20 protein-coding genes are annotated in these 19,045 nt (G+C 44.1%); all 20 read left to right on the top strand.

Going from position 1 to position 19,045, the window contains the following annotated elements:
* Positions 1 to 116 precede the first annotated feature (116 nt).
* The 20 genes from trpB to rpsU all read left to right on the top strand — a co-directional run bounded on the left by trpB (position 117) and on the right by rpsU (position 19,007).
* Positions 117 to 1,298 (top strand): tryptophan synthase subunit beta, encoded by a 1,182-nt coding sequence (gene trpB / locus P9L93_03610; protein MDP8230171.1) that lies wholly within the window; start codon positions 117 to 119, stop codon positions 1,296 to 1,298.
* A 46-nt stretch (positions 1,299 to 1,344) separates the two neighbouring features.
* Positions 1,345 to 2,136 carry a tryptophan synthase subunit alpha gene (gene trpA, locus P9L93_03605; GenBank protein ID MDP8230170.1) on the top strand — a complete coding sequence of 264 codons (792 nt, stop codon included), beginning with the start codon at positions 1,345 to 1,347 and terminating at the stop codon, positions 2,134 to 2,136.
* The gene (locus tag P9L93_03600; GenBank protein MDP8230169.1) at positions 2,124 to 3,173 is read left to right on the top strand and encodes a sugar phosphate nucleotidyltransferase; all 1,050 of its coding nucleotides are present in this window, start codon (positions 2,124 to 2,126) and stop codon (positions 3,171 to 3,173) included. Before trpA ends, P9L93_03600 begins: the two co-directional genes overlap by 13 nt.
* Complete coding sequence (gene ruvX, locus P9L93_03595; GenBank protein ID MDP8230168.1) at positions 3,170 to 3,595, top strand: Holliday junction resolvase RuvX; 426 nt, start codon at positions 3,170 to 3,172, stop codon at positions 3,593 to 3,595. Before P9L93_03600 ends, ruvX begins: the two co-directional genes overlap by 4 nt.
* The gene (locus tag P9L93_03590) at positions 3,573 to 4,844 is read left to right on the top strand and encodes a pitrilysin family protein (GenBank protein ID MDP8230167.1); all 1,272 of its coding nucleotides are present in this window, start codon (positions 3,573 to 3,575) and stop codon (positions 4,842 to 4,844) included. Before ruvX ends, P9L93_03590 begins: the two co-directional genes overlap by 23 nt.
* Positions 4,844 to 5,554, top strand: a complete 711-nt coding sequence (locus P9L93_03585; GenBank protein ID MDP8230166.1) for a ribulose-phosphate 3-epimerase — start codon at positions 4,844 to 4,846, stop codon at positions 5,552 to 5,554. Before P9L93_03590 ends, P9L93_03585 begins: the two co-directional genes overlap by 1 nt.
* A complete protein-coding gene (locus tag P9L93_03580) occupies positions 5,554 to 6,957 on the top strand; it encodes a phosphoglucomutase/phosphomannomutase family protein (protein ID MDP8230165.1) in 1,404 nt (467 codons plus the stop codon). Before P9L93_03585 ends, P9L93_03580 begins: the two co-directional genes overlap by 1 nt.
* A gap of 46 nt (positions 6,958 to 7,003) precedes the next feature.
* Positions 7,004 to 8,797, top strand: a complete 1,794-nt coding sequence (gene lepA / locus P9L93_03575; protein MDP8230164.1) for a translation elongation factor 4 — start codon at positions 7,004 to 7,006, stop codon at positions 8,795 to 8,797.
* A gap of 69 nt (positions 8,798 to 8,866) precedes the next feature.
* Positions 8,867 to 9,409: a signal peptidase I gene (gene lepB, locus P9L93_03570; GenBank protein MDP8230163.1), complete on the top strand. Its 543-nt coding sequence runs from the start codon at positions 8,867 to 8,869 to the stop codon at positions 9,407 to 9,409.
* 56 nt (positions 9,410 to 9,465) lie between these two features.
* Positions 9,466 to 9,768, top strand: coding sequence for a glycine zipper domain-containing protein (locus P9L93_03565; protein MDP8230162.1), 303 nt, complete (start codon positions 9,466 to 9,468; stop codon positions 9,766 to 9,768).
* A gap of 551 nt (positions 9,769 to 10,319) precedes the next feature.
* The gene (locus P9L93_03560; GenBank protein ID MDP8230161.1) at positions 10,320 to 10,649 is read left to right on the top strand and encodes a hypothetical protein; all 330 of its coding nucleotides are present in this window, start codon (positions 10,320 to 10,322) and stop codon (positions 10,647 to 10,649) included.
* Positions 10,650 to 11,015: 366 nt separating this feature from the next.
* Positions 11,016 to 12,926, top strand: coding sequence for an ASKHA domain-containing protein (locus P9L93_03555; GenBank protein ID MDP8230160.1), 1,911 nt, complete (start codon positions 11,016 to 11,018; stop codon positions 12,924 to 12,926).
* 138 nt (positions 12,927 to 13,064) lie between these two features.
* Entirely contained in the window at positions 13,065 to 13,787 is a 723-nt protein-coding gene (locus P9L93_03550) for an AAA family ATPase (protein ID MDP8230159.1), read from the top strand.
* Positions 13,775 to 14,728 carry an acetyl-CoA decarbonylase/synthase complex subunit delta gene (locus P9L93_03545; protein MDP8230158.1) on the top strand — a complete coding sequence of 318 codons (954 nt, stop codon included), beginning with the start codon at positions 13,775 to 13,777 and terminating at the stop codon, positions 14,726 to 14,728. The genes P9L93_03550 and P9L93_03545 overlap by 13 nt, the downstream gene beginning before the upstream one ends.
* An 82-nt stretch (positions 14,729 to 14,810) precedes the next feature.
* Positions 14,811 to 15,605: a dihydropteroate synthase gene (locus P9L93_03540; protein ID MDP8230157.1), complete on the top strand. Its 795-nt coding sequence runs from the start codon at positions 14,811 to 14,813 to the stop codon at positions 15,603 to 15,605.
* Positions 15,606 to 15,664: 59 nt separating this feature from the next.
* Positions 15,665 to 16,084, top strand: coding sequence for a secondary thiamine-phosphate synthase enzyme YjbQ (locus tag P9L93_03535; protein ID MDP8230156.1), 420 nt, complete (start codon positions 15,665 to 15,667; stop codon positions 16,082 to 16,084).
* A 67-nt stretch (positions 16,085 to 16,151) separates the two neighbouring features.
* On the top strand, positions 16,152 to 17,438 hold the full coding sequence (gene hxlA / locus P9L93_03530) for a 3-hexulose-6-phosphate synthase (protein ID MDP8230155.1): 1,287 nt from the start codon (positions 16,152 to 16,154) through the stop codon (positions 17,436 to 17,438).
* Positions 17,435 to 18,535, top strand: a complete 1,101-nt coding sequence (locus tag P9L93_03525; protein ID MDP8230154.1) for an AAA family ATPase — start codon at positions 17,435 to 17,437, stop codon at positions 18,533 to 18,535. The genes hxlA and P9L93_03525 overlap by 4 nt, the downstream gene beginning before the upstream one ends.
* 13 nt (positions 18,536 to 18,548) lie before the next feature.
* On the top strand, positions 18,549 to 18,695 hold the full coding sequence (tatA, locus tag P9L93_03520; protein ID MDP8230153.1) for a twin-arginine translocase TatA/TatE family subunit: 147 nt from the start codon (positions 18,549 to 18,551) through the stop codon (positions 18,693 to 18,695).
* Positions 18,696 to 18,827: 132 nt separating this feature from the next.
* The gene (gene rpsU, locus P9L93_03515; protein MDP8230152.1) at positions 18,828 to 19,007 is read left to right on the top strand and encodes a 30S ribosomal protein S21; all 180 of its coding nucleotides are present in this window, start codon (positions 18,828 to 18,830) and stop codon (positions 19,005 to 19,007) included.
* Positions 19,008 to 19,045: the final 38 nt, after the last annotated feature.

Below are 19,045 nucleotides of genomic sequence, written 5' to 3'. Positions count from 1 at the left end.
TCCGCCATTGGCGGACGGGATTTTTTTATGTGGATTCCCGCTTTCGCGGGAATGACAGGACTTGACACCTCACCTTTTATAATATATAATTTATAAGCTATATAAGGGAGAAATGTATGCTACCTGATAAGAATGGTAAATTCAGGGGATTTGGTGGGAAGTTTGTGCCTGAGACGCTTATGGTAGCGCTTGAGGAGCTGGAGAGGGAATATAAAAAGGCTCTTAAAGATGCTAAGTTTAAGCGTGAATTAGGTGAATTGCTGGAGGTCTATGCAGGTCGGCCCACGCCGCTTTATTTTGCCAAGAACCTGTCCAGAAAAACAGGCACAAGAATCTATCTTAAACGCGAGGATCTGCTGCATACAGGCGCGCATAAGATAAATAATACGCTTGGCCAGGTGCTTTTGGCTGTAAAGATGGGCAAGTCGCGCATTATAGCTGAGACAGGCGCTGGCCAGCATGGTGTTGCCACAGCTACTGCTGCAGCTATGTTTGGGCTTCCTTGCGAAGTATATATGGGCATAGAGGACATAGAGCGTCAAGCGTTGAATGTATTAAAAATGAAGCTTCTTGGCACAAAGGTAATACCTGTTTATTCAGGAAGCAAGACTCTTAAAGACGCGACCAATGAAGCAATAAGAGACTGGGTTACAAATGTTCGTACAACTCATTATATAATAGGCTCTGTAGTAGGCCCACACCCATATCCTGCAATGGTTCGTGATTTTCAGGCAGTTATTGGCAAAGAGACAAAGAAACAGATCTTAAAATATGAAGGCCGACTTCCAGATTACATGGTGGCATGCGTTGGCGGAGGAAGCAATTCCATAGGATTTTTCCACACGTTTTTTAAGACAAGGGTGAAATTTATCGGCGTAGAAGCAGGCGGCTTAGGTTTAGCAAGCGGCAAACACGGTGCAGCACTCTGTAAAGGTAAACCCGGGGTTTTGCATGGAAGTAAGAGCTATTTGTTACAGGATAAAGACGGCCAGGTAAAAGTCGCGCATTCGATCTCCGCAGGCCTGGACTACCCAGGCGTAGGCCCGGAGCATTCGTATTACAAAGACATTGGCCGCGCCCAGTATGTGGCTGTAAATGATAAAGAAGGTTTAGAAGGCTTTAGAATGTTATCTGAGACAGAAGGCATTATCCCAGCCCTTGAGCCAAGCCATGCCATATACTATGCAGTAAAAAAACTAGCGCCGAAGCTGAACAAAAATAAAATCATAGCCATCTGCCTATCCGGTAGAGGCGACAAGGATATAGATATCATTAAAGGCAAGGGCCTACATTTGTAGACCAGGTTTAAACCTGGTCTACAAATGTAGGGACGTTGTGAGAATTATGAATCGTATAGATAAGAAATTCAAAGAACTAAAGAAAAAACGCAAGAAGGCATTTGCGGCCTTTATAATGGCTGGCGATCCATCGCTGGCTATTACAAAGAAGCTCATATTTGAATTGGAGAAAAATGGCGCTGATATAATCGAATTAGGCGTGCCATTTTCAGATCCGCTTGCAGATGGCCCTACTATCCAGCGCTCATCCGAACGCGCCATAAAGCGCAAAGCAACCATAAACTCTGTTTCTAACCTGGTTAGAAATGTCCGATTACAAACGCAGATTCCAATAGCATTTTTAACTTACTATAATCTTATACACCACTATGGCCTGGAAAAGTTTGTGCAAAAGGCAAAATCATGCGGGGTCGACGGCGTAATAATCCCAGACCTGCCGCCTGAAGAGTCACAGGAACTGCGCCGCATTGCAAAAAAGAAAAACCTGTCAATAATACATCTTGCAGCACCCACAAGCTCAAGAGAGCGACTCAAAAAAATCGCAGACGCCTCAACCGGCTTTATCTATTATGTCTCGCTTACAGGCACAACAGGCGCGAGAAGAGAATTACCAAAAGAGCTCTCAGCCAGCCTCAGGGCAATAAAGAGAGTGACCAGGAAGCCTGTATGCGTGGGCTTTGGCATTTCCAGGCCCGACCAGGTAAAATCAATATCAAAAATAGCTGATGGCGTAATAGTCGGGAGCGCTATCATAAAGGTGATCGAGAAGAATATAGGCAAAAAAGATTTGATAAAAAAAGTAGGTAGTTTTGTTAGGAGGCTTACATGTATGCTGTAATAATGGCTGGGGGTAAGGGCGAGAGGTTGTGGCCGAAGAGCACTCGCGGCAAGGCAAAGCACATGCTTAGCTTTGGTACCAGGAACGTGATGATCCAGGAGACTATAAAGAGGCTGTGCCAGTACCTGCCAATAGAAAATATATTACTTATTACTACAAAGAAACAATATACTGTGCTCAGGCCCTATATCTCGACATTAAAAAAGGATAATGTGATCCTGGAGCCTGAAGGAAAAGATACTGCCGCGGCCATATGCCTGGCAGCGCTTATAATCGAAAGAAGATTTGGCAACGCGTCAATGGTAGTCCTGCCGGCAGATCACATAATAAAGAATTCAAAATCATTCCATAAGAATCTCTTGTCTGCTGAAAAATTAGCCTGTTCGAATTCGCATCTTGCCACTATAGGTATAAAACCAAAATATCCGTCCATCGGGTATGGTTATATAAAGACTGGCAGAAAGATCCGGGGCCATTATGTAGTAAAGGGATTCATTGAAAAGCCACAGAAGAAAAGGGCGGAGAAATTTTACAAAAAAGCGAATTTTTTGTGGAATAGCGGCATATTCGTATGGAAAGTGGATTCGATCCTGGCAGCGCTAAAGAGATTTATGCCTAATTTATATTACAGTCTAAAAGACGCTGTAGCATTTAAAGGCAAAAAGGGTTATGCTATAAAACTAGCGAGCGAATACGCAAGGCTCAAGCCCATGTCCATAGACTATGGCGTAATGGAGCCGAGCGCGAGAAACAGGTCACAGAAGATATGCTGCGTAAAAGGGGATTTTGATTGGGTAGACATAGGTTCCTGGTCCAGTGTGGAGGAGATATACGATAGGGATGCCAGTGGCAACATAGTGCTTTCTGCAGGAGCGCTTATAGATGTTAAGAATTCGACTATAATAGGCGAGCGGGGTCATAAAATAGGTGTAATAGGGGTGGATAACCTCATAATAGTGCAGACCAAATCAGGCACGCTCGTGTGTAACAAGGATGATGCCCAAAGAGTAAAGGCCCTGGTTAAAAAGCTCAGATGAGGATACTTGCGCTGGATGTAGGGGAAAAGCGGATAGGTGTTGCGCTGAGCGACGCGCTAAACCTTATTGCGCAGGGATTAGAGACAATAAAAAGGGCAGACGACAAAGAAACCCTGACTAAGATCAAAGAGCTGATAAAACAACACGATGTTGGCAAGATCATTGTTGGCATGCCCCTTAACATGGATGGTTCAAAAGGCCCAAGTGCCCGGTCCATGGAAGATTTTATTTCTCTGATGAAAAAGGATATAGAGGTAGGTATTGAGGTGGTAGACGAAAGGCTTACCACTGCGCAGGGCGAGCGTATACTCTTAGAGGCGGATGTCTCGAGAAAAAAACGAAAACGCTCTATAGACAAGATCGCAGCGCAGCTAATTTTACAAACATACCTGGAGTTACATGCACAAAAAAATCATTCTTAAAAACGGTCTTCGTGTAGTACTGCATCACATGAGCCACATGGAATCAGCAGTGATAGGGCTGTGGATTGGTGCGGGTTCTCGGAATGAAAAAAAATCACTATGCGGCATATCTCATTTTCTGGAGCACATAGTGTTTAAAGGGACGCCCACAAGAGGCTCGCGCCAGATAAAAGAAGAAATAGAAGGACGCGGCGGCTCGTTAAATGGTTTTACTTCTGAAGAAGTGACATGCTATCTTACGAAAGTGAGCAGCCAGCACGCAGATATAGCCTTGAACGTATTGTCTGATATGGCTCTAAATGCCTCTATGCGTAAACAGGATATCGAGCGAGAGCGCGGCGTTATAACAGAAGAGATCAAGATGTACCGTGACCTGCCTCATCACCAGGTACATGACACGCTATATGAGATCATGTGGCCTTCGCATCCTCTGGGCCTCCCTATAGCAGGAAGTATCAAATCTGTAAATTCCATTACACGGCAGGACCTGGTAGACTACAAAAATGAAGAGTATATTTCAAAAAATATTGTCCTGGTCTTATGCGGCAATTTAAAAGAAATACCGCCGGTTAAAAAAATAGAAAAACTATTCCCTTTGGATCCAAAAAAGACCTCGAGTCCTGTTGTCAGCTTCAAAAATAAACAGACTGCTCCGCAGCTAAAGATATTTTATAAACAAACAGCGCAGACGCGCATCTCAATGGGCCTGCATGCATTCGGAAGGACGCATAAAGATAAGTTCGTCTTGAGCCTCCTGCATATAATCCTGGGCGCAAACATGTCGTCAAGATTATTTGAAAAAGTAAGAGAGCAAAAAGGGCTTGCTTATGAGATAGGCACAGAGGTAAAGCGGCATTATGAGACAGGCGGATTTATTGTAAATGCAGGCATAGAGCATACCAAGCTCAAGAAAGCGCTCGGACTTATAATAAAGGAATTGAGGAAGATCAAGACCAGCGGCGTCAGCGCCAATGAATTAAAAAGGGCCAAGGAATTTTTTAAGGTGCAGTTGCTGCTTGCCCTTGAAGACACGATGGAGCGTATGCTCTGGCTGGGAGATAATGTAACGGCGCTGGACAAACTTCCTGATAAAGACGATATCATCAGGAAGGTAACCGCGATATCGTCTGCGGATCTATTGCGGGTTGCAAAGGATATATTCAATAATGAGGGGTTGAATCTGGCAGTTGTCGGCCCTATAGATGATAAAGAGAGAAAAGGTCTTGAAGGGGAATTGAAGGAGCTATGATGAAAAAGATATTGGTAGCGCCGAGCATATTGTCGGCTGATTTTGCAAGGCTGAGCGATGAGATAAAAAGGATCGAAGATGCCGGAGCAGACTTGATACACGTTGATGTAATGGACGGGCGTTTCGTGCCTAACATTACTATAGGGCCGCTTATTGTAGAGGCAGTGAAGAGATGTACTAAATTGCCTCTAGATGTTCATCTCATGATCGACCAGCCGCATAAGCTTTTGAAGGCATTTGCAGATGCCGGAAGCGATATCATCACTGTGCATGCGGAGACTTATACGTTAGGGACAAGCGACAAGCAACAAGCGACAAGGGTGGAGACTTCGAGGTCTGTGGATAAGATAGATGAAGTGCGTGTTAAAAAGGTCCTGAGCGAGATAAAGTCTCTTGGCAAAAAGGCAGGGTTGTCGCTTAATCCTGATTCGTCCTTCTGCATAGAAGGCGTACTGGGTGAAGTCGACATGATTCTTCTAATGTCAGTTCATCCTGGGTTCGGAGGGCAGAAATTTATTGATTCAGTAATACCAAAAATAAAACAGGCTCGAAAACTATATGCTGGAGATATAGAGGTCGACGGTGGGATAAATGATAAAAATGTTAAGTTAGTTTTAGACGCTGGTGCAAATGTGATTGTAGCCGGCTCTTATTTCTTTGGAGCAAAAGATGCTAAAGAGGCAGTGAGAAAATTACACGGAGGAAAGTGATGGCGATTAAGTTTGGCACCGATGGATGGAGAGCGATAATATCAGAGGATTTTACTTTTGAGAATGTAGAGATAGTCTCGCAGGCCATCGCAGATCATTTCAAGGGTAATGGCGCAACAATGGTCATAGGCTATGACTGGAGGTTTCTGTCCGAGAAATATGCTGAGCTGGTCGCATGTGTGCTCGCAGCTAATGGCATAAAGGTGTTGCTTTCAGACAAGGCAGTTCCTACACCATTTGTAAGCCTTGCGATAAAAAATAAAAAATTAGCAGGTGGAGTGATGATCACCGCCAGCCACAACCCACCTTCTTATAACGGTATAAAAATAAAGGCGCATTACGCAAGCACCGCGGACGAGGGCATAACTAAATCTGTTGAATCTTTTCTTGGGAAGAACGAGATAAAAAGCACACCTTTAAAAGAGGCTGTTGCTTCAGGGGCAGTGAAGATGGTGGATCTAAAACCAGACTATATGAAATTTGTAAAATCTTATATAGATGGGAAGGCCCTGAAGAAAGCAAAGCTCAATGTCCTGGTAGACTGCATGCATGGGGTCGGGGATGGTTATATAAAGGAAATCCTGAAAGATACAGGCATTCAGGTCACTCAGATGAGAACAGGCCGTGACCCACTTTTCGGCGGCATAAACCCTGAACCTATCCCTAAAAATTTAGAGGCAGTGTTTAAGGAAATGAAAAAAGGCAAGTTTGATATCGCGATAGTAAATGACGGCGACGCGGACAGGATCGCGGCAGTTGTGCCAAAAGGCGGATACATGAATGCCGGCCAGATAATGGCGCTGCTCTTACTTCATTTTGTAGAGGATAAAAAATGGAGCGGCGGAGTAGTCAAGACAGTTTCCAACACCACTCTTATAGAACGCATTGCAAAAAAATATAATCTGAAACTATACGAGACACCTGTGGGTTTTAAGTATATATGCAGGCTTATGCTCGATGAAGATATCCTTATAGGAGGAGAAGAATCAGGAGGAATAGGGGTCAAGGGTTACATACCTGAGAGAGACGGGATGCTTTTAGGGATATTGCTTATCGAAATGATGGCACACAGGAAAAAAGGCATACTGGAAATACTGGCTGATGTGGAAAAGGAATACGGAAGTTTTTGTTATACAAGGATAGATATCATGGATTATCCCGACGACAAAAAGAAAAAACTGATGGAATTCTTAAAAACCACGCCTCTCAAAAAAATCCTGGAAAGGCCTGTAAAAGAGACAAAGACATGTGATGGTTACAAATTTATCGTGGAGGATGACAGCTGGCTTATGCTGAGACTTTCTGGAACAGAGCCTATTCTCAGGATCTACGCAGAAGCGCCAAGCAACAAGATGGCCAAGGATTACCTGGAATTCGGCAAAAAAATCGCAGCGCAAGTTTGAGGTCCAGCCTCGGCTTTTTCAAAAGCCGAGGCTGGACCTCGGTATTATGAATATATCTAAAATCAGAAATTTTTGCATAATTGCGCATATAGATCATGGTAAGTCTACGCTTGCGGACCGGCTGCTGCAGTTCACGCATACAGTGGATGAGCGGCAGTTCAGGGCGCAGATCCTCGACGACATGGATCTGGAGAGGGAGCGCGGGATCACGATCAAGGCTAGTGCTGTGCGCATGTCCTATAAGGCCAAGGATGGTAATGTATACGAATTAAACCTCATTGATACGCCTGGCCACGTGGATTTTAGCTACGAAGTCTCAAAGTCCCTGTCAGCATGCGAAGGCGCGTTGCTTCTGGTGGACGCTGCGCAAGGCGTAGAGGCCCAGACAGTAGCGAATCTTCAGCAGGCGCTTGATAAGGAGTTAAAGATCATACCTGTTATAAATAAAATCGACCTTCAGAACGCTGAGCCAGACAGAGTAAAAGAGGAGATGAAGAGCATATTGAAATTAGAGGAAGATACAGTTATAATGGCAAGCGCAAAGGAAGGCATAGGCACAGAAGAAATACTCGAGCGCATAGTAAAAGACGTACCTCCTCCAGGGGGGAAGAAAAAAGAACTGCTCCAGGCATTGATATTTGATTCAAAGTACGATGTCTATAGAGGCGTTATCATTTACGTAAGGGTGGTAAACGGAGCATTGCAAAAAGGTATGCACGTAACCATGATGTCCTCAGGTAAGAAATACGAGGTGCAGGAACTTGGTATATTTCGTCCAAAAATGGAACCTGTTGAGTCGCTTTCCTGCGGAGAGGTAGGGTATGTTACTTGCCAGATCAAAGAGGCCAAAGAGGTAACCAATGGTGACACAGTCACAGATGCAAGCCATCCTGCGAAAGAGACATTGCCAGGTTACAAACAGTTAAAGTCAATGGTCTTTTGCGGGATCTATCCTGTGAACGCAAAGGACTTTGACGCATTGAAAAAAGCTGTTGATAAATTAAAGCTGAGCGACTCCTCTTTTATTTACGAAGCTGAGAGCTCGCAGTCACTTGGATTTGGGTTCAGGTGCGGTTTCTTAGGGCTTCTTCACATGGAGATAGTGCAGGAACGCCTTGAGAGAGAATACGATCTCGATCTCGTACTTACAACACCAAGCGTCGTATATAAGATCAAGGATAATAAGCAGAAATTAATCGAGGTGGATAATCCAAGCAGGCTCCCTGATCCGCAGGATATACTTGAGACATTTGAGCCATACGCAAGGACATACATCATGATACCGCAGGAAAGCCTGAGCATAGTCATTGATTTTTGTAAGACAAAAAGAGGTGAGTATAAATCCACAGAGTATATTTCTCACGATAAGATAAAACTCGTCTTTGAAATGCCATTGGCTGAGCTCATAGTGGATTTTTATGACAAGATAAAGTCAATGACAAAAGGCTATGGTTCCCTGGACTATGAAGTAATAGGCTACAGGTCAAGTGATCTGGTCAAGCTTGATATATTGATAAATAGTCAGATATGCGAGGCGCTTTCCTCTATTGCGCACAGAGAAAAGGCGCAGTTTAAAGGCAGGGCCCTTGCTGAGAAGTTAAAAGAACTGATCCCTCGCCAGCTCTTTGAGGTGATCATACAGGCTGCCATAGGCAGTAAGATCCTTGCGCGGTCAAGGGTGGCGCCTGTAGGAAAAAACGTAACCAGCAAATGCTACGGCGGGGACATTACCAGAAAACGAAAACTCTGGGAGAAGCAAAAAGCAGGAAAAAAACGAATGAAGCAATTCGGCAGAATACAAATACCACAAGAGGCATTTCTGGCAGCGCTTAAGATATAATATTGCCGAGGTCCAGCCTCGGCTTTTTCAAAAGCCGAGGCTGGACCTCGGCTCGAGACTGGAGACTATATGAATCCCAAACTACGTTATTTCATGAAGGAGTGGGTCGAGCCGATAATTATAGCTGTAATATTGGCGCTTATAATCAGGACATTTATTGTGCAGGCATTTAAGATACCCACTGGTTCTATGAGGCCTACTTTAATGGAAGGCGATAGGATCATGGTGAGTAAATTTATATACAAATTCAAAAAACCAGAGAGGGGCGATGTGATCGTGTTTGTCTCGCCTGAGGACAAGAAAAAGGATTTTATAAAGAGGCTTGTGGGGCTACCTGGGGAGAGTCTAGAAATATCAAATGGCACGATTCTTATTGGTAATAAGGCTGTTGACGCGAGCTCTATCATAAAGGAGAGGTATTATTACAATAGGGGCGATTACGGCGAAAAAGATCAGGTTTTAGAAATACCAGACAATGACTATTATGTGCTCGGAGATAATAGCATCTCGAGCAGGGACTCGAGGTACTGGGGATTTTTGCCGAAAAAATATGTCAAGGGCAAGGCCTTCCTGATCTACTGGCCACCAACTAGGATCAGATTAATTAAGTAGCGCTCTTGTTTTTATTGGATACAATGCTATAATTGAAATAGAGGGAGGATGTAGATATGAAAAAATACACTGTAGTAGCATTAGTAATTATGTTGGCCTTTGTTGTTGGTTGCACAGGTACGCAAAAGGGCGCTGGCATGGGCACCTTGATCGGAGCAGGAGCAGGCGCGATCATAGGCCACCAGTCAGGCCATACTGCTGAAGGCGCTCTAATAGGCGGAGCAGCAGGAGCAGCAGGCGGCGCCTTAATAGGCGATGCAATGGACACAAAATTCTGCCCTGAATGCGGATCAGACCATACCTCAGGCGTCCAATATTGCCCAACCTGCGGCACGGAGCTAAAGGTCAAGCAGAAGTAACCAGAAATGTCATTCCCGCGCAAGCGGGAATCCAAAAGGCCTCGCCCACTCGCGAGGCCTTTTTCTGTCTAATCCTACACTAAAATGTAGCGCCATACACGATAAAAGCTAAAAGGAAGACCTGTTCGCTCAGATGAAAATTTCCCTCCTCGCTTCGCCCCGCCCTTTCTACGAAAGGGCGGGACTCCGCTCGGAAACAGGTCGTCTTTTATTCCGCATTTTGGCGGGACCGAAAAAACTTCACCCACACCATAGGTGTGGGTGTCGAACAGTTTTCGGCCTTTTGGGCTCATATAATGAGCCATAGAAACCGCCAAAATGCTACATAAAAGACTAAATTTTCAAATTCGCTACCAGGTCTTCCTTTTAGCTTTTATCGTGCAATTTAAACAATTGTCTTCTCTTGCTTTAAGTGGTAACATAATACTATATAAGTCGCGATAGACAGTATGCTCGGCTATAGAATAAGACGTTCTAAGCTGCTACTAATAGCAAAGAATAGTAGATTCGCCTATTAATTGTTAGCTGAGAAAATAAAAAAGGAGAAAAATGTGAAAAATCGAAAAATAATTACAGTAATTATGGCTATATTTGTTGTTCTCTCTCTACTCTATCTTCGATTTTCTATCTCAAAATTGATGATTACAATCCAAACATCTCAAAGCATGACAGGCCCAAAAAGTATATGGAAAGATAATGATATTCGTGTTAATTCTAGTGGTAGCGGCACAGCGCAAGCTTATCATGTTGAACAAAAACAAATCAGCGATACTTCGACACAAAATAGCAAGAATTTAAACATATCGTGGCATTTGACTTTCAGTACGGCGATAACACTATTTTCATTATCATCTTTAGTCTCTTTGCTTTTTAAAAATTAAAAAATTTTTAAGATTTCTTGACATTTCTAACCAGGTTAGATTTAATCAGATTGCAAGCACAGATTTTTTAAACAGGGAATCTTAAAAGCTAAAAGCAGACCTGGGAGCGAATTGAAAATTTAGTCTTTTATTTTGTGTTTTGGTGGTTTATTCCGTCACATTTTATGAGACAAAAAGGTCGAAAACTGTTCGACCCCGACACCTATGGTGTCGGGTAAGTTTTTTCGGCCCCACCAAAATGCAAAATAAAAGACGACCCCGCAAGGGGGAAATTTTCACCTGAGCGCACAGGTCTGCTTTTAGCTTTTACGCCAACCTCATTTCCCTTGACCATCGCCCAACCCGCGTGTTAAAATCATAGCTATTATGAAGGATATTAAGATTACATTTCTGCCTGAGAAGAAGGCTATTAGTGTAGATAAGGGCACGGATCTACTTACTGCATCTATTAAAGCTGGGATACATATATATAATAGCTGTGGGGGAGAGGGTGTGTGCGGTAGGTGCAAGGTTATTGTTAAAAAAGGTAAGTATGATACTGAATATAGCGGTAGAATTTCCGAGAAAGAACGCAAGAAAGGCTATGTGCTTGCCTGCAGGACCATACCCCAGTCTGATCTGGAAGTCCTGATCCCTGAGGAATCAAGATTAGGCGACATAGAGGTGCTTACAGAAGAGACAAAGACAAAGCGGCTCGCAGGCCTATATACGCCAGCTGAAAAAATAGAAGAAGAGCACCACAAGACAAGGGCAAAGGTATTCAAGCATGGCCCGCTTTCCACAAAACTATCTCTAAAGCTCCCGCCACCCTCCATTGATGATAATTGCGGCGATGTAGAGCGCTTATTCAGAGAGATACGAAAGGATAAAAATATCCCTGTCATGCAGATGGGACTCGCAAACATAAAAAAACTCCCGCGACTACTAAGAGAAAGTAACTGGGAAGTCACAGTAACCCTTGGCAACAGAAACGGCACCACAGAAATAGTGCTTGTTGAGCCAGGCAGTCGCTCAGCGAAAAATCTCGGCGTAGCGCTTGATATCGGCACCACTACCATAGTCGCGTACCTCATTGATCTAAAATCCCAACAAGTCCTGGCTGCAAAGGCAAGCTATAACCCACAGGTCGATTTTGGCGAAGATGTAATCTCAAGAATTGTATACGCAAAAGAAGGGCGAGGCCTTGAAAAACTCCACCACGCAGTAATAGATACTGTAAACATGCTCGTATATAACCTGGCAAAGGAGCGCGGCCTAACACTCGATGACATCACAGCAGTAATGTGCGCAGGCAATACAACAATGACGCATCTTCTCTTAAAGATAGATCCTGAATACATAAGAAAAGACCCCTATATACCAGCTGTAAACTTTATGCCAGTTATCCGTGCCGCGGAAGCAGGTATAAAAATAAATCCACGCGGCCTTTTATCGTGCCTGCCTTCAATAGGCAGTTATGTGGGCGGAGACATTATAAGTGGTGTCTTGGCATCTGGCATGGATAGCAGTAAAGACCTGTCGCTTTTTATTGACCTGGGCACAAACGGTGAAGTGGTTGTGGGCAACAAAGAATACTACATGGCATGTTCCACATCTGCTGGCCCATGCTTTGAAGGCGGCGGCCTGTCCTCAGGTATCAGGGCAATGAAAGGCGCGATCGAAGATGTATCCATAAAGAAAAACAAACTCTGCGTAAAGACCATAGGCAATGCGCCTGCAAAAGGCATATGTGGTTCTGGAATAATAAGCTGTCTTAGCGCGCTTCTAAAACACGGGATCATTGATCGCTCTGGCAGGATCAATGACAACAAGATCTGCAAGGTAAAAGAGGTGAATGGCGTAAAGGCCGTAGTCCTCACGGGCAAGATAATTATCGATGAGAACGATATCAAAAATATCATCCATTCAAAAGGTGCCATCTATACTGGCATCGAGGTACTTTTAAAAGAATCAGGCTATAAAAAGTCTGACTTAAAGCACGTATTTATTGCAGGCGGCCTTGGTACAGCACTGGACATACGCTCAGCCATAAACATTGGGCTCTTGCCAGATTTTCCAGAGTCAAAATTTGAATTTCTGGGCAATACTTCGATAACAGGGGCAAAGATGGCGATCCTTTCAAGCGAGGCAATGGATAAGGCTCATTTGATCGCTGATAAAATGACATACCTTGACTTAAGCGTGAATTCATCTTTTATGAATAATTACAGCGCAGCGCTATTTTTGCCGCACACGGACATAGAGCTGTTCCCGTCGGTGAAAAAGTGGCTGCTGTGAGTTGTGAGGGTGGGGGTGTGTTGTGAGTTGTGAGTCGGGTTGTGTGGATGAGTTGTGGGTTTTAACTCACTACTCACAACCCACAACTCGACCCACAACCCATAACTCACCCTCACAACACACAACAAAATATATCAAATGCCATACATAATAGCTATTGCTGGAAAAGGCGGGGTTGGCAAGACTACAGTTAGCGCGTTACTAATCAGGCGCCTTCTGAAAATAGATAGGCCAATACTGGCAATTGACGCTGACCCGAATGCCAATCTCAATGTAGCGTTAGGACTTGAATATAACGAGACCATTTCAGATATACGCGAAGAGGCAAAAAAATCTTCTTCAGCAAGTTTTTCCAAAAGTGATCTTTTCAACATGAGGCTGGAGGAGATAATTACAGAAGGAGAAGGCATAGACCTTCTTGTTATGGGAAGACCAGAAGGGCCTGGCTGTTATTGCGCCATAAACAATATCCTGAGAGAATACCTGTCAAAACTCGGTAAGAATTATAAATATATCGTGATAGACAACGAAGCTGGCATGGAACACCTTAGCCGGCGTACAGCAGATCGCGTAGATAAGCTTTTATTGGTCAGCGACACAACCGCAGTTGGTGTACGATCAGCTATAAACGCATTCGAAACTGCAAAAAAGGCTGGCCTAAAGGTAAAAAGCGCCTCGCTCATTATAAATAAGTCAAAAGGGACTATTGAGAAGAAAAGTCAGGAACTAATAAATAATTCTGGCTTAACTGTAGAATGTCATATTCCTTTTCAGGAAGAGATACAAAAAATAAGTGAGACAGGTGAAAAAATACCAGAGACAATAGAATTTGAACTTAAGGAGACAGTATGGACAGGGTAATTGAAAAATGGCAGGACACAATAAGTGAGGTTGCGCTGGGAGTGACAAGTGACAAGGGACAAGGGACAAGGGTTACTGTTGGTGGGGAGACGGGTATATTTTTCATAAAAGGTGAGGATAAATGTCCGAATTCCCCTAAGGTGGCAATGGAGGTGTGGGATATGGAGCCGCCTGAGTGGCCAGAGGACTTAAAGGCTAATTTCGGCGCTGCGTTAAAGGATCCAGTTGCATGGGCAAAGCTCTGTGTAGAGAAATTCTCAGCAGATTTGATATGTCTTCGCCTTGCAAGCGCGCACCCGGATACGAAAAACGCCTCTGGGCAAGATGCCGGCAAGACACTGGAAAACATCTTAAAGGCTGTGGATGTGCCGCTTATTGTAATAGGCAGCGGGACTGCACAAAAGGATAGCGACGTAATGGTACATTGCACAGATGTTGCAAAAGGCAAAAACTGTCTTTTTGGTATTGCGACACAGGAAAATTACAAGACCCTGACCGCAGCGTGCTTGAGCGGAGGTCATGCTATTATTTCTGAGGCACCGATTGACATAAATATTGCAAAGCAGCTGAACATACTTATCTGCGATATGCAATTCCCGCAGGATAAAATAGTGATTCATCACGCAACAGGCGCGCTGGGCTATGGCCTGGAATACACTTATTCAATAATGGAAAGGACGCGGCTTGCTGGTCTATCAGGCGACAAGATGCTTTCAATGCCTCTCATAAATTTTGTGGGGCAAGAGGTCTGGCGTACTAAAGAGGCAAAGACTGGCGACGAGGCTGCGAAAGACTGGGGACCTAGCAAAGACAGGGGTGCATTGTATGAGACAGCCACTGCTGTAGCGTATCTCAATGCAGGTTCAGACATCCTTGTCATGAACCATCCTCGGGCGGTTGAGGAGACTAAAAAGATCATACAGGACTTGTGTAAGGTGTAATGTTTAATGTGTAATGTACCAAGCTATCCCGGTTACATTACACCTTACACCTTACACATTACACAGAACACAGGAGCTTAACATGTTTATTATCGGTGAGCGAATCAACGGGATGTTTAAGGATGTGGCGCAGGCAATACAGAAAAAAGATAAATCTGTAATACAGGACCTTGCGAAAAAGCAGACTTCAGCTGGCGCAAGCGCGCTTGATGTAAATGTTGGCCCATCATCAGACAACCCAAAAGAGGCAATGGAGTGGCTTGTAAAAACCATTACCGAAGTCAGCGATGCGCCACTTGCGATTGATACAACAAAAAAAGATGTAATGGAAGCCGGTCTATCAGCATGTAAATCAAAACCCATAATAAATTCCGTAAACGCCAACCAGGATAAAATGGATTCGCTGTTTACTCTAGCAAAAAAATACAATGCCTCAGTCATAGGCTTGACCATGGACAAAGCAGGCATACCAAAGGATACCGAAGGCAGGCTCGAGCTCGGCATGAAGATCGTAGCATCTGCCATGGAGCATGGCATTAACCTGTCAGATCTATACCTGGATGCTGTGATACTCCCTGTAAACGTTGCGCAGGTGCATGCAAAAGAGGTGCTAAGGACTATACGAGAGTCAAAGATGCTCGCAGATCCCGCGCCAAAGACCATACTTGGCCTTTCCAATGTTTCACAGGGCGCGCCTTCTCAATGTAAAAGCATCATTAACAGGACATTTCTAGCAATGGCAATAGCCAACGGCCTTGACGCAGCTATCATGGACGCCACAGACAAAGAACTAGTAGACGCTGCGATAACAGCAGAGCTACTCATGGAAAAGCAGCTCTACTGCGACTCATTCCTCAACGCATATAGGAAGAAATAAATTATTAGACCTCGTAGGTCGGATTTAAATCCGACCTACGAGGTCAGACAGGGTAAAACATGTCAGTCGTTACTAAAAAGATAAAACTTAGCACTAAAGGTGACACGGATATTATTGACATAACTGCTCAAGTGGCCAGTGCCCTATCTAAGTCCAAATTAGGCTCTGGCATTGTTACTGTATTTGTGTCTGGTTCAACAGGCGGACTTACTACAGTGGAATACGAACCAGGGTTAGTGCAAGACCTTAAAGATTATTTTGAAAAAATAGCGCCGAAATCCAGCCACTACGAACACAACGTGAGATGGCATGATGGAAATGGCTATGCGCACGTAAGGGCATCGTTTCTAGGTCCCAGTATCTCAGTTCCTTTTGTCAATGGCCAGATGCAGCTTGGCACGTGGCAACAGATCATATTCATAGATTTTGACAATAGACCACGTTCGCGTGAATTATTGGTTCAAATAATGGGTGAATAGACGAAGGAGGCGAAACCTCCGCACATCATTGATGTGCGGAGGTTTCGCCTCCTTCCTAGGAGAATAAATGAAACCGATATTACAGGTCGCATTAGATTTTGTTAATCTTTCCCGCGCCATGAAATGCGCTGAAGAGGCTGTAGCAGGTGGCGTAGATTGGATAGAGGCAGGCACGCCTCTGATAAAGAGCGAAGGATTAAATGCTGTCCGCAAGCTGCGCGAGAAATTTCCGAAAAAGATCATAGTGGCTGACATGAAGATAATGGATGCTGGCCGCACAGAAGTGGAGATCGCGGCAAAGGCAGGCGCGAACATAGTATGTGTGCTCGGCGCTGCCAGCGACTCGACCATAAAAGAATGCGTTGAGGCAGCGCATAATTATGGCGCAAAGATCCAGGCAGACCTGATTGCAATAAAAGACCCTGAAAAAAGAGCAAAAGAGATAGAGGCGCTCGGCGTAGACTACATCGGGATCCACTGCGCCATTGATGACCAGATGAAGGCAAAAGACCCGTTTAGTCAGCTTAAGAAGATCTCAAAAAAGATAAATACGCAAATAGCTGTTGCGGGTGGCATAAATTCTGAAACAGCACCTTTAGCAGTAAAATCAGGCGCGTCTATAGTCGTAGTCGGAGGAGCTATCAATAAATCTAAAAACGCAAAAAAGGCCACAGCTGATATAAAAAAATCACTACAGACAATGAAAAAGGTCAAAACAGAATTATTCAAGCGAGTCTCTGAAAAAGATATAGAAAAGGTCCTGGCTAAGGTCTCGACTGCAAATATTTCAGATGCGATGCACCGCACAGGAGACCTAAAGTTTTTAAAAGCAATTACGCCAGACGTAAAGATGTTCGGAAGAGCTCTTACAGTCAGGACATATCCTGGTGACTGGGCAAAGACAGTCGAGGCCATTGACATTGCAGAGCCTGGCCAGGTCATTGTGATCGATGCTGGTGGAGTCGGACCTGCTGTATGGGGGGAGCTGGCAACGCATGGCGCTATGCAGAAAAAAATAGCAGGTGTTGTTATTGACGGAGCGATAAGGGATGTAGGAGAGATAAGAAAACTTGGCTTTCCCGCGTTTAGTAAGCTCGCTTCGCCATCTGCCGGAGAGCCAAAAGGTTTTGGAGAAATTGGCATACCTGTTAACATCAGCGACACAAAGGTCTTTAGTGAAGATTATATAGTAGGCGATGACGATGGCGTGGTCGTAATCCCGGCACAAAAGGCATTGGAAATAGCAAATAGGGCCATGAATGTCCTTGAAATGGAAAATCGCGTAAGAAAAGAAATAGACGAAGGCAGTACCCTGGCAAAAGTAATAGAGCTATTGAGGTGGGAGAAGAAATGACAAAAGGTAAGATATTTATAGCCGCTACAAAGCAGAATGACGGTAAGACCACGATATCCCTGGGACTTATAAACGCGTTTAAGAAAAGATTCAGGAGTGTTGGTTTTATAAAACCTGTTGGTCAGAGATATGTTATTGAAGACGGGTTTAAGGCTGACGAAGATTCTGTGCTGATCGAAAAGGTGTGCGGCACAAAATGTCGCTTAAAAGACATGAGCCCCATAGCCATTGAAAAGGGCTTTACGGAAAAATATATAAAAAAAGGCGGCCATGAAAAACTGGTCAGCAACATAATCGACTCATTCGAACGCGTATCAAAGAAAAAAGAGCTTGTTGTCATCGAAGGCACAGGTCATGCTGGCGTAGGTTCTGTCTTTGACCTCTCGAACGCAAGGGTGGCAAATCTTTTAGGCGCAAAGGTGATACTTGTAACAGCAGGCGGGATAGGAAGGCCGATTGATGAGATAGAGCTAAACATGGCCTTATTTGAAAAGGAAGGCGTTGATGTCATAGGTGTTATCGTAAACAAGGTTCTACCGTCTAAGTATAAAAAGGTAAAAAGAATAGTAAAGATTGGCCTTGGAAAAAGAGGGATCGATGTGCTGGGTGTTATACCATACACATCCTCATTGTCCAGACCCACGATAAAGCATATCATGGAAGAGACAGGCATTAAGCTCATTTCAAAAAAGGTCGGCATGCACAATAAAGTCCAAAATATCCTGGTAGGCGCGATGCAGCCGCACGCGGCACTGGATTATATTGAAAATGGCTCACTTCTAATAACGCCTGGTGACAGAGAGGACATACTGATGACGTTACTCAGCGCGCACCTCCTGAAAAGGCCAAAAAGGAACGTCTCTATCGCAGGCATAGTGCTTACAGGTGGGATAGTGCCTGATAAGAAGATCACAACGCTTATAGAAGAGGCAAAGATACCAGTTCTCATGAGCAAGAAACATACTTATGCCACAGCTGCCGAAATACATGATCTCGCCATAAAGATACGACCAGATGACAAAGAAAAGACAAAGACAGCTGAGAGATTAGTGGAAGAGTACGTGGATATAGAAAAGATACTAAGCAAGATTAAATAAGACGGAGGTCATTATGTTTGGTATAGGCATGCCGGAACTTATCGTAATTCTCGTAATATGCCTTTTAATCTTCGGGGCAGCAAAGCTTCCAGAGATCGCCAGAAATCTGGGAAAAGGCATAAAGGCATTTAAAAAAGAGATGAAAGACCCTGAAAAATAAGCTTATCCTCCTTCTGTAGGCCAGGTTTAAACCTGGCCTACAGAAGATAAGACTTGTTTAGGGAATGTCCTTGACAGGGTAGGGGTTTTTGGATAGAATACAGGCTAAAACTTGGAAAAGAGGTGAGGATAAATGTCGAGAATAGAGGTAGGGCAAGGTGAACCCTTGGAAAGGGCGCTCAGGCGTTTCAAGAAGAAGATAGAGCGCGAAGGCATTCTAAAACAGCTAAAGGCGCGTAAACATTACGAAAAACCAAGCGAGAAAAAGAGGAAAAGACTAAGAGCAGCCAAGACATCACAAAGACCAAGATAGGCCCTGTTACATAATAGCTATAATGAGAGGCAAAGGAA

Origin of the sequence: Candidatus Gorgyraea atricola (assembly GCA_030765235.1) — a bacterium.
GTDB classification, from domain to species: Bacteria; Omnitrophota; Gorgyraeia; order Gorgyraeales; family Gorgyraeaceae; genus Gorgyraea; species Gorgyraea atricola.
The sequence above is the reverse complement of the archived record's forward strand: the minus strand, read 5'-3'. Positions and strand labels throughout refer to the sequence as shown.

What these genes read in the sequence shown, in the direction of transcription:
- trpB (MDP8230171.1), top strand. Translation starts at nt 117, where the DNA reads ATGCTACCTGATAAGAATGGTAAATTCAGGGGATTTGGTGGGAAGTTT.
- trpA (MDP8230170.1), top strand. Translation starts at nt 1,345, where the DNA reads ATGAATCGTATAGATAAGAAATTCAAAGAACTAAAGAAAAAACGCAAG.
- P9L93_03600 (MDP8230169.1), top strand. Translation starts at nt 2,124, where the DNA reads ATGTATGCTGTAATAATGGCTGGGGGTAAGGGCGAGAGGTTGTGGCCG.
- ruvX (MDP8230168.1), top strand. Translation starts at nt 3,170, where the DNA reads ATGAGGATACTTGCGCTGGATGTAGGGGAAAAGCGGATAGGTGTTGCG.
- P9L93_03590 (MDP8230167.1), top strand. Translation starts at nt 3,573, where the DNA reads ATGCACAAAAAAATCATTCTTAAAAACGGTCTTCGTGTAGTACTGCAT.
- P9L93_03585 (MDP8230166.1), top strand. Translation starts at nt 4,844, where the DNA reads ATGAAAAAGATATTGGTAGCGCCGAGCATATTGTCGGCTGATTTTGCA.
- P9L93_03580 (MDP8230165.1), top strand. Translation starts at nt 5,554, where the DNA reads ATGGCGATTAAGTTTGGCACCGATGGATGGAGAGCGATAATATCAGAG.
- lepA (MDP8230164.1), top strand. Translation starts at nt 7,004, where the DNA reads ATGAATATATCTAAAATCAGAAATTTTTGCATAATTGCGCATATAGAT.
- lepB (MDP8230163.1), top strand. Translation starts at nt 8,867, where the DNA reads ATGAATCCCAAACTACGTTATTTCATGAAGGAGTGGGTCGAGCCGATA.
- P9L93_03565 (MDP8230162.1), top strand. Translation starts at nt 9,466, where the DNA reads ATGAAAAAATACACTGTAGTAGCATTAGTAATTATGTTGGCCTTTGTT.
- P9L93_03555 (MDP8230160.1), top strand. Translation starts at nt 11,016, where the DNA reads ATGAAGGATATTAAGATTACATTTCTGCCTGAGAAGAAGGCTATTAGT.
- P9L93_03550 (MDP8230159.1), top strand. Translation starts at nt 13,065, where the DNA reads ATGCCATACATAATAGCTATTGCTGGAAAAGGCGGGGTTGGCAAGACT.
- P9L93_03545 (MDP8230158.1), top strand. Translation starts at nt 13,775, where the DNA reads ATGGACAGGGTAATTGAAAAATGGCAGGACACAATAAGTGAGGTTGCG.
- P9L93_03540 (MDP8230157.1), top strand. Translation starts at nt 14,811, where the DNA reads ATGTTTATTATCGGTGAGCGAATCAACGGGATGTTTAAGGATGTGGCG.
- P9L93_03535 (MDP8230156.1), top strand. Translation starts at nt 15,665, where the DNA reads ATGTCAGTCGTTACTAAAAAGATAAAACTTAGCACTAAAGGTGACACG.
- hxlA (MDP8230155.1), top strand. Translation starts at nt 16,152, where the DNA reads ATGAAACCGATATTACAGGTCGCATTAGATTTTGTTAATCTTTCCCGC.
- P9L93_03525 (MDP8230154.1), top strand. Translation starts at nt 17,435, where the DNA reads ATGACAAAAGGTAAGATATTTATAGCCGCTACAAAGCAGAATGACGGT.
- tatA (MDP8230153.1), top strand. Translation starts at nt 18,549, where the DNA reads ATGTTTGGTATAGGCATGCCGGAACTTATCGTAATTCTCGTAATATGC.
- rpsU (MDP8230152.1), top strand. Translation starts at nt 18,828, where the DNA reads ATGTCGAGAATAGAGGTAGGGCAAGGTGAACCCTTGGAAAGGGCGCTC.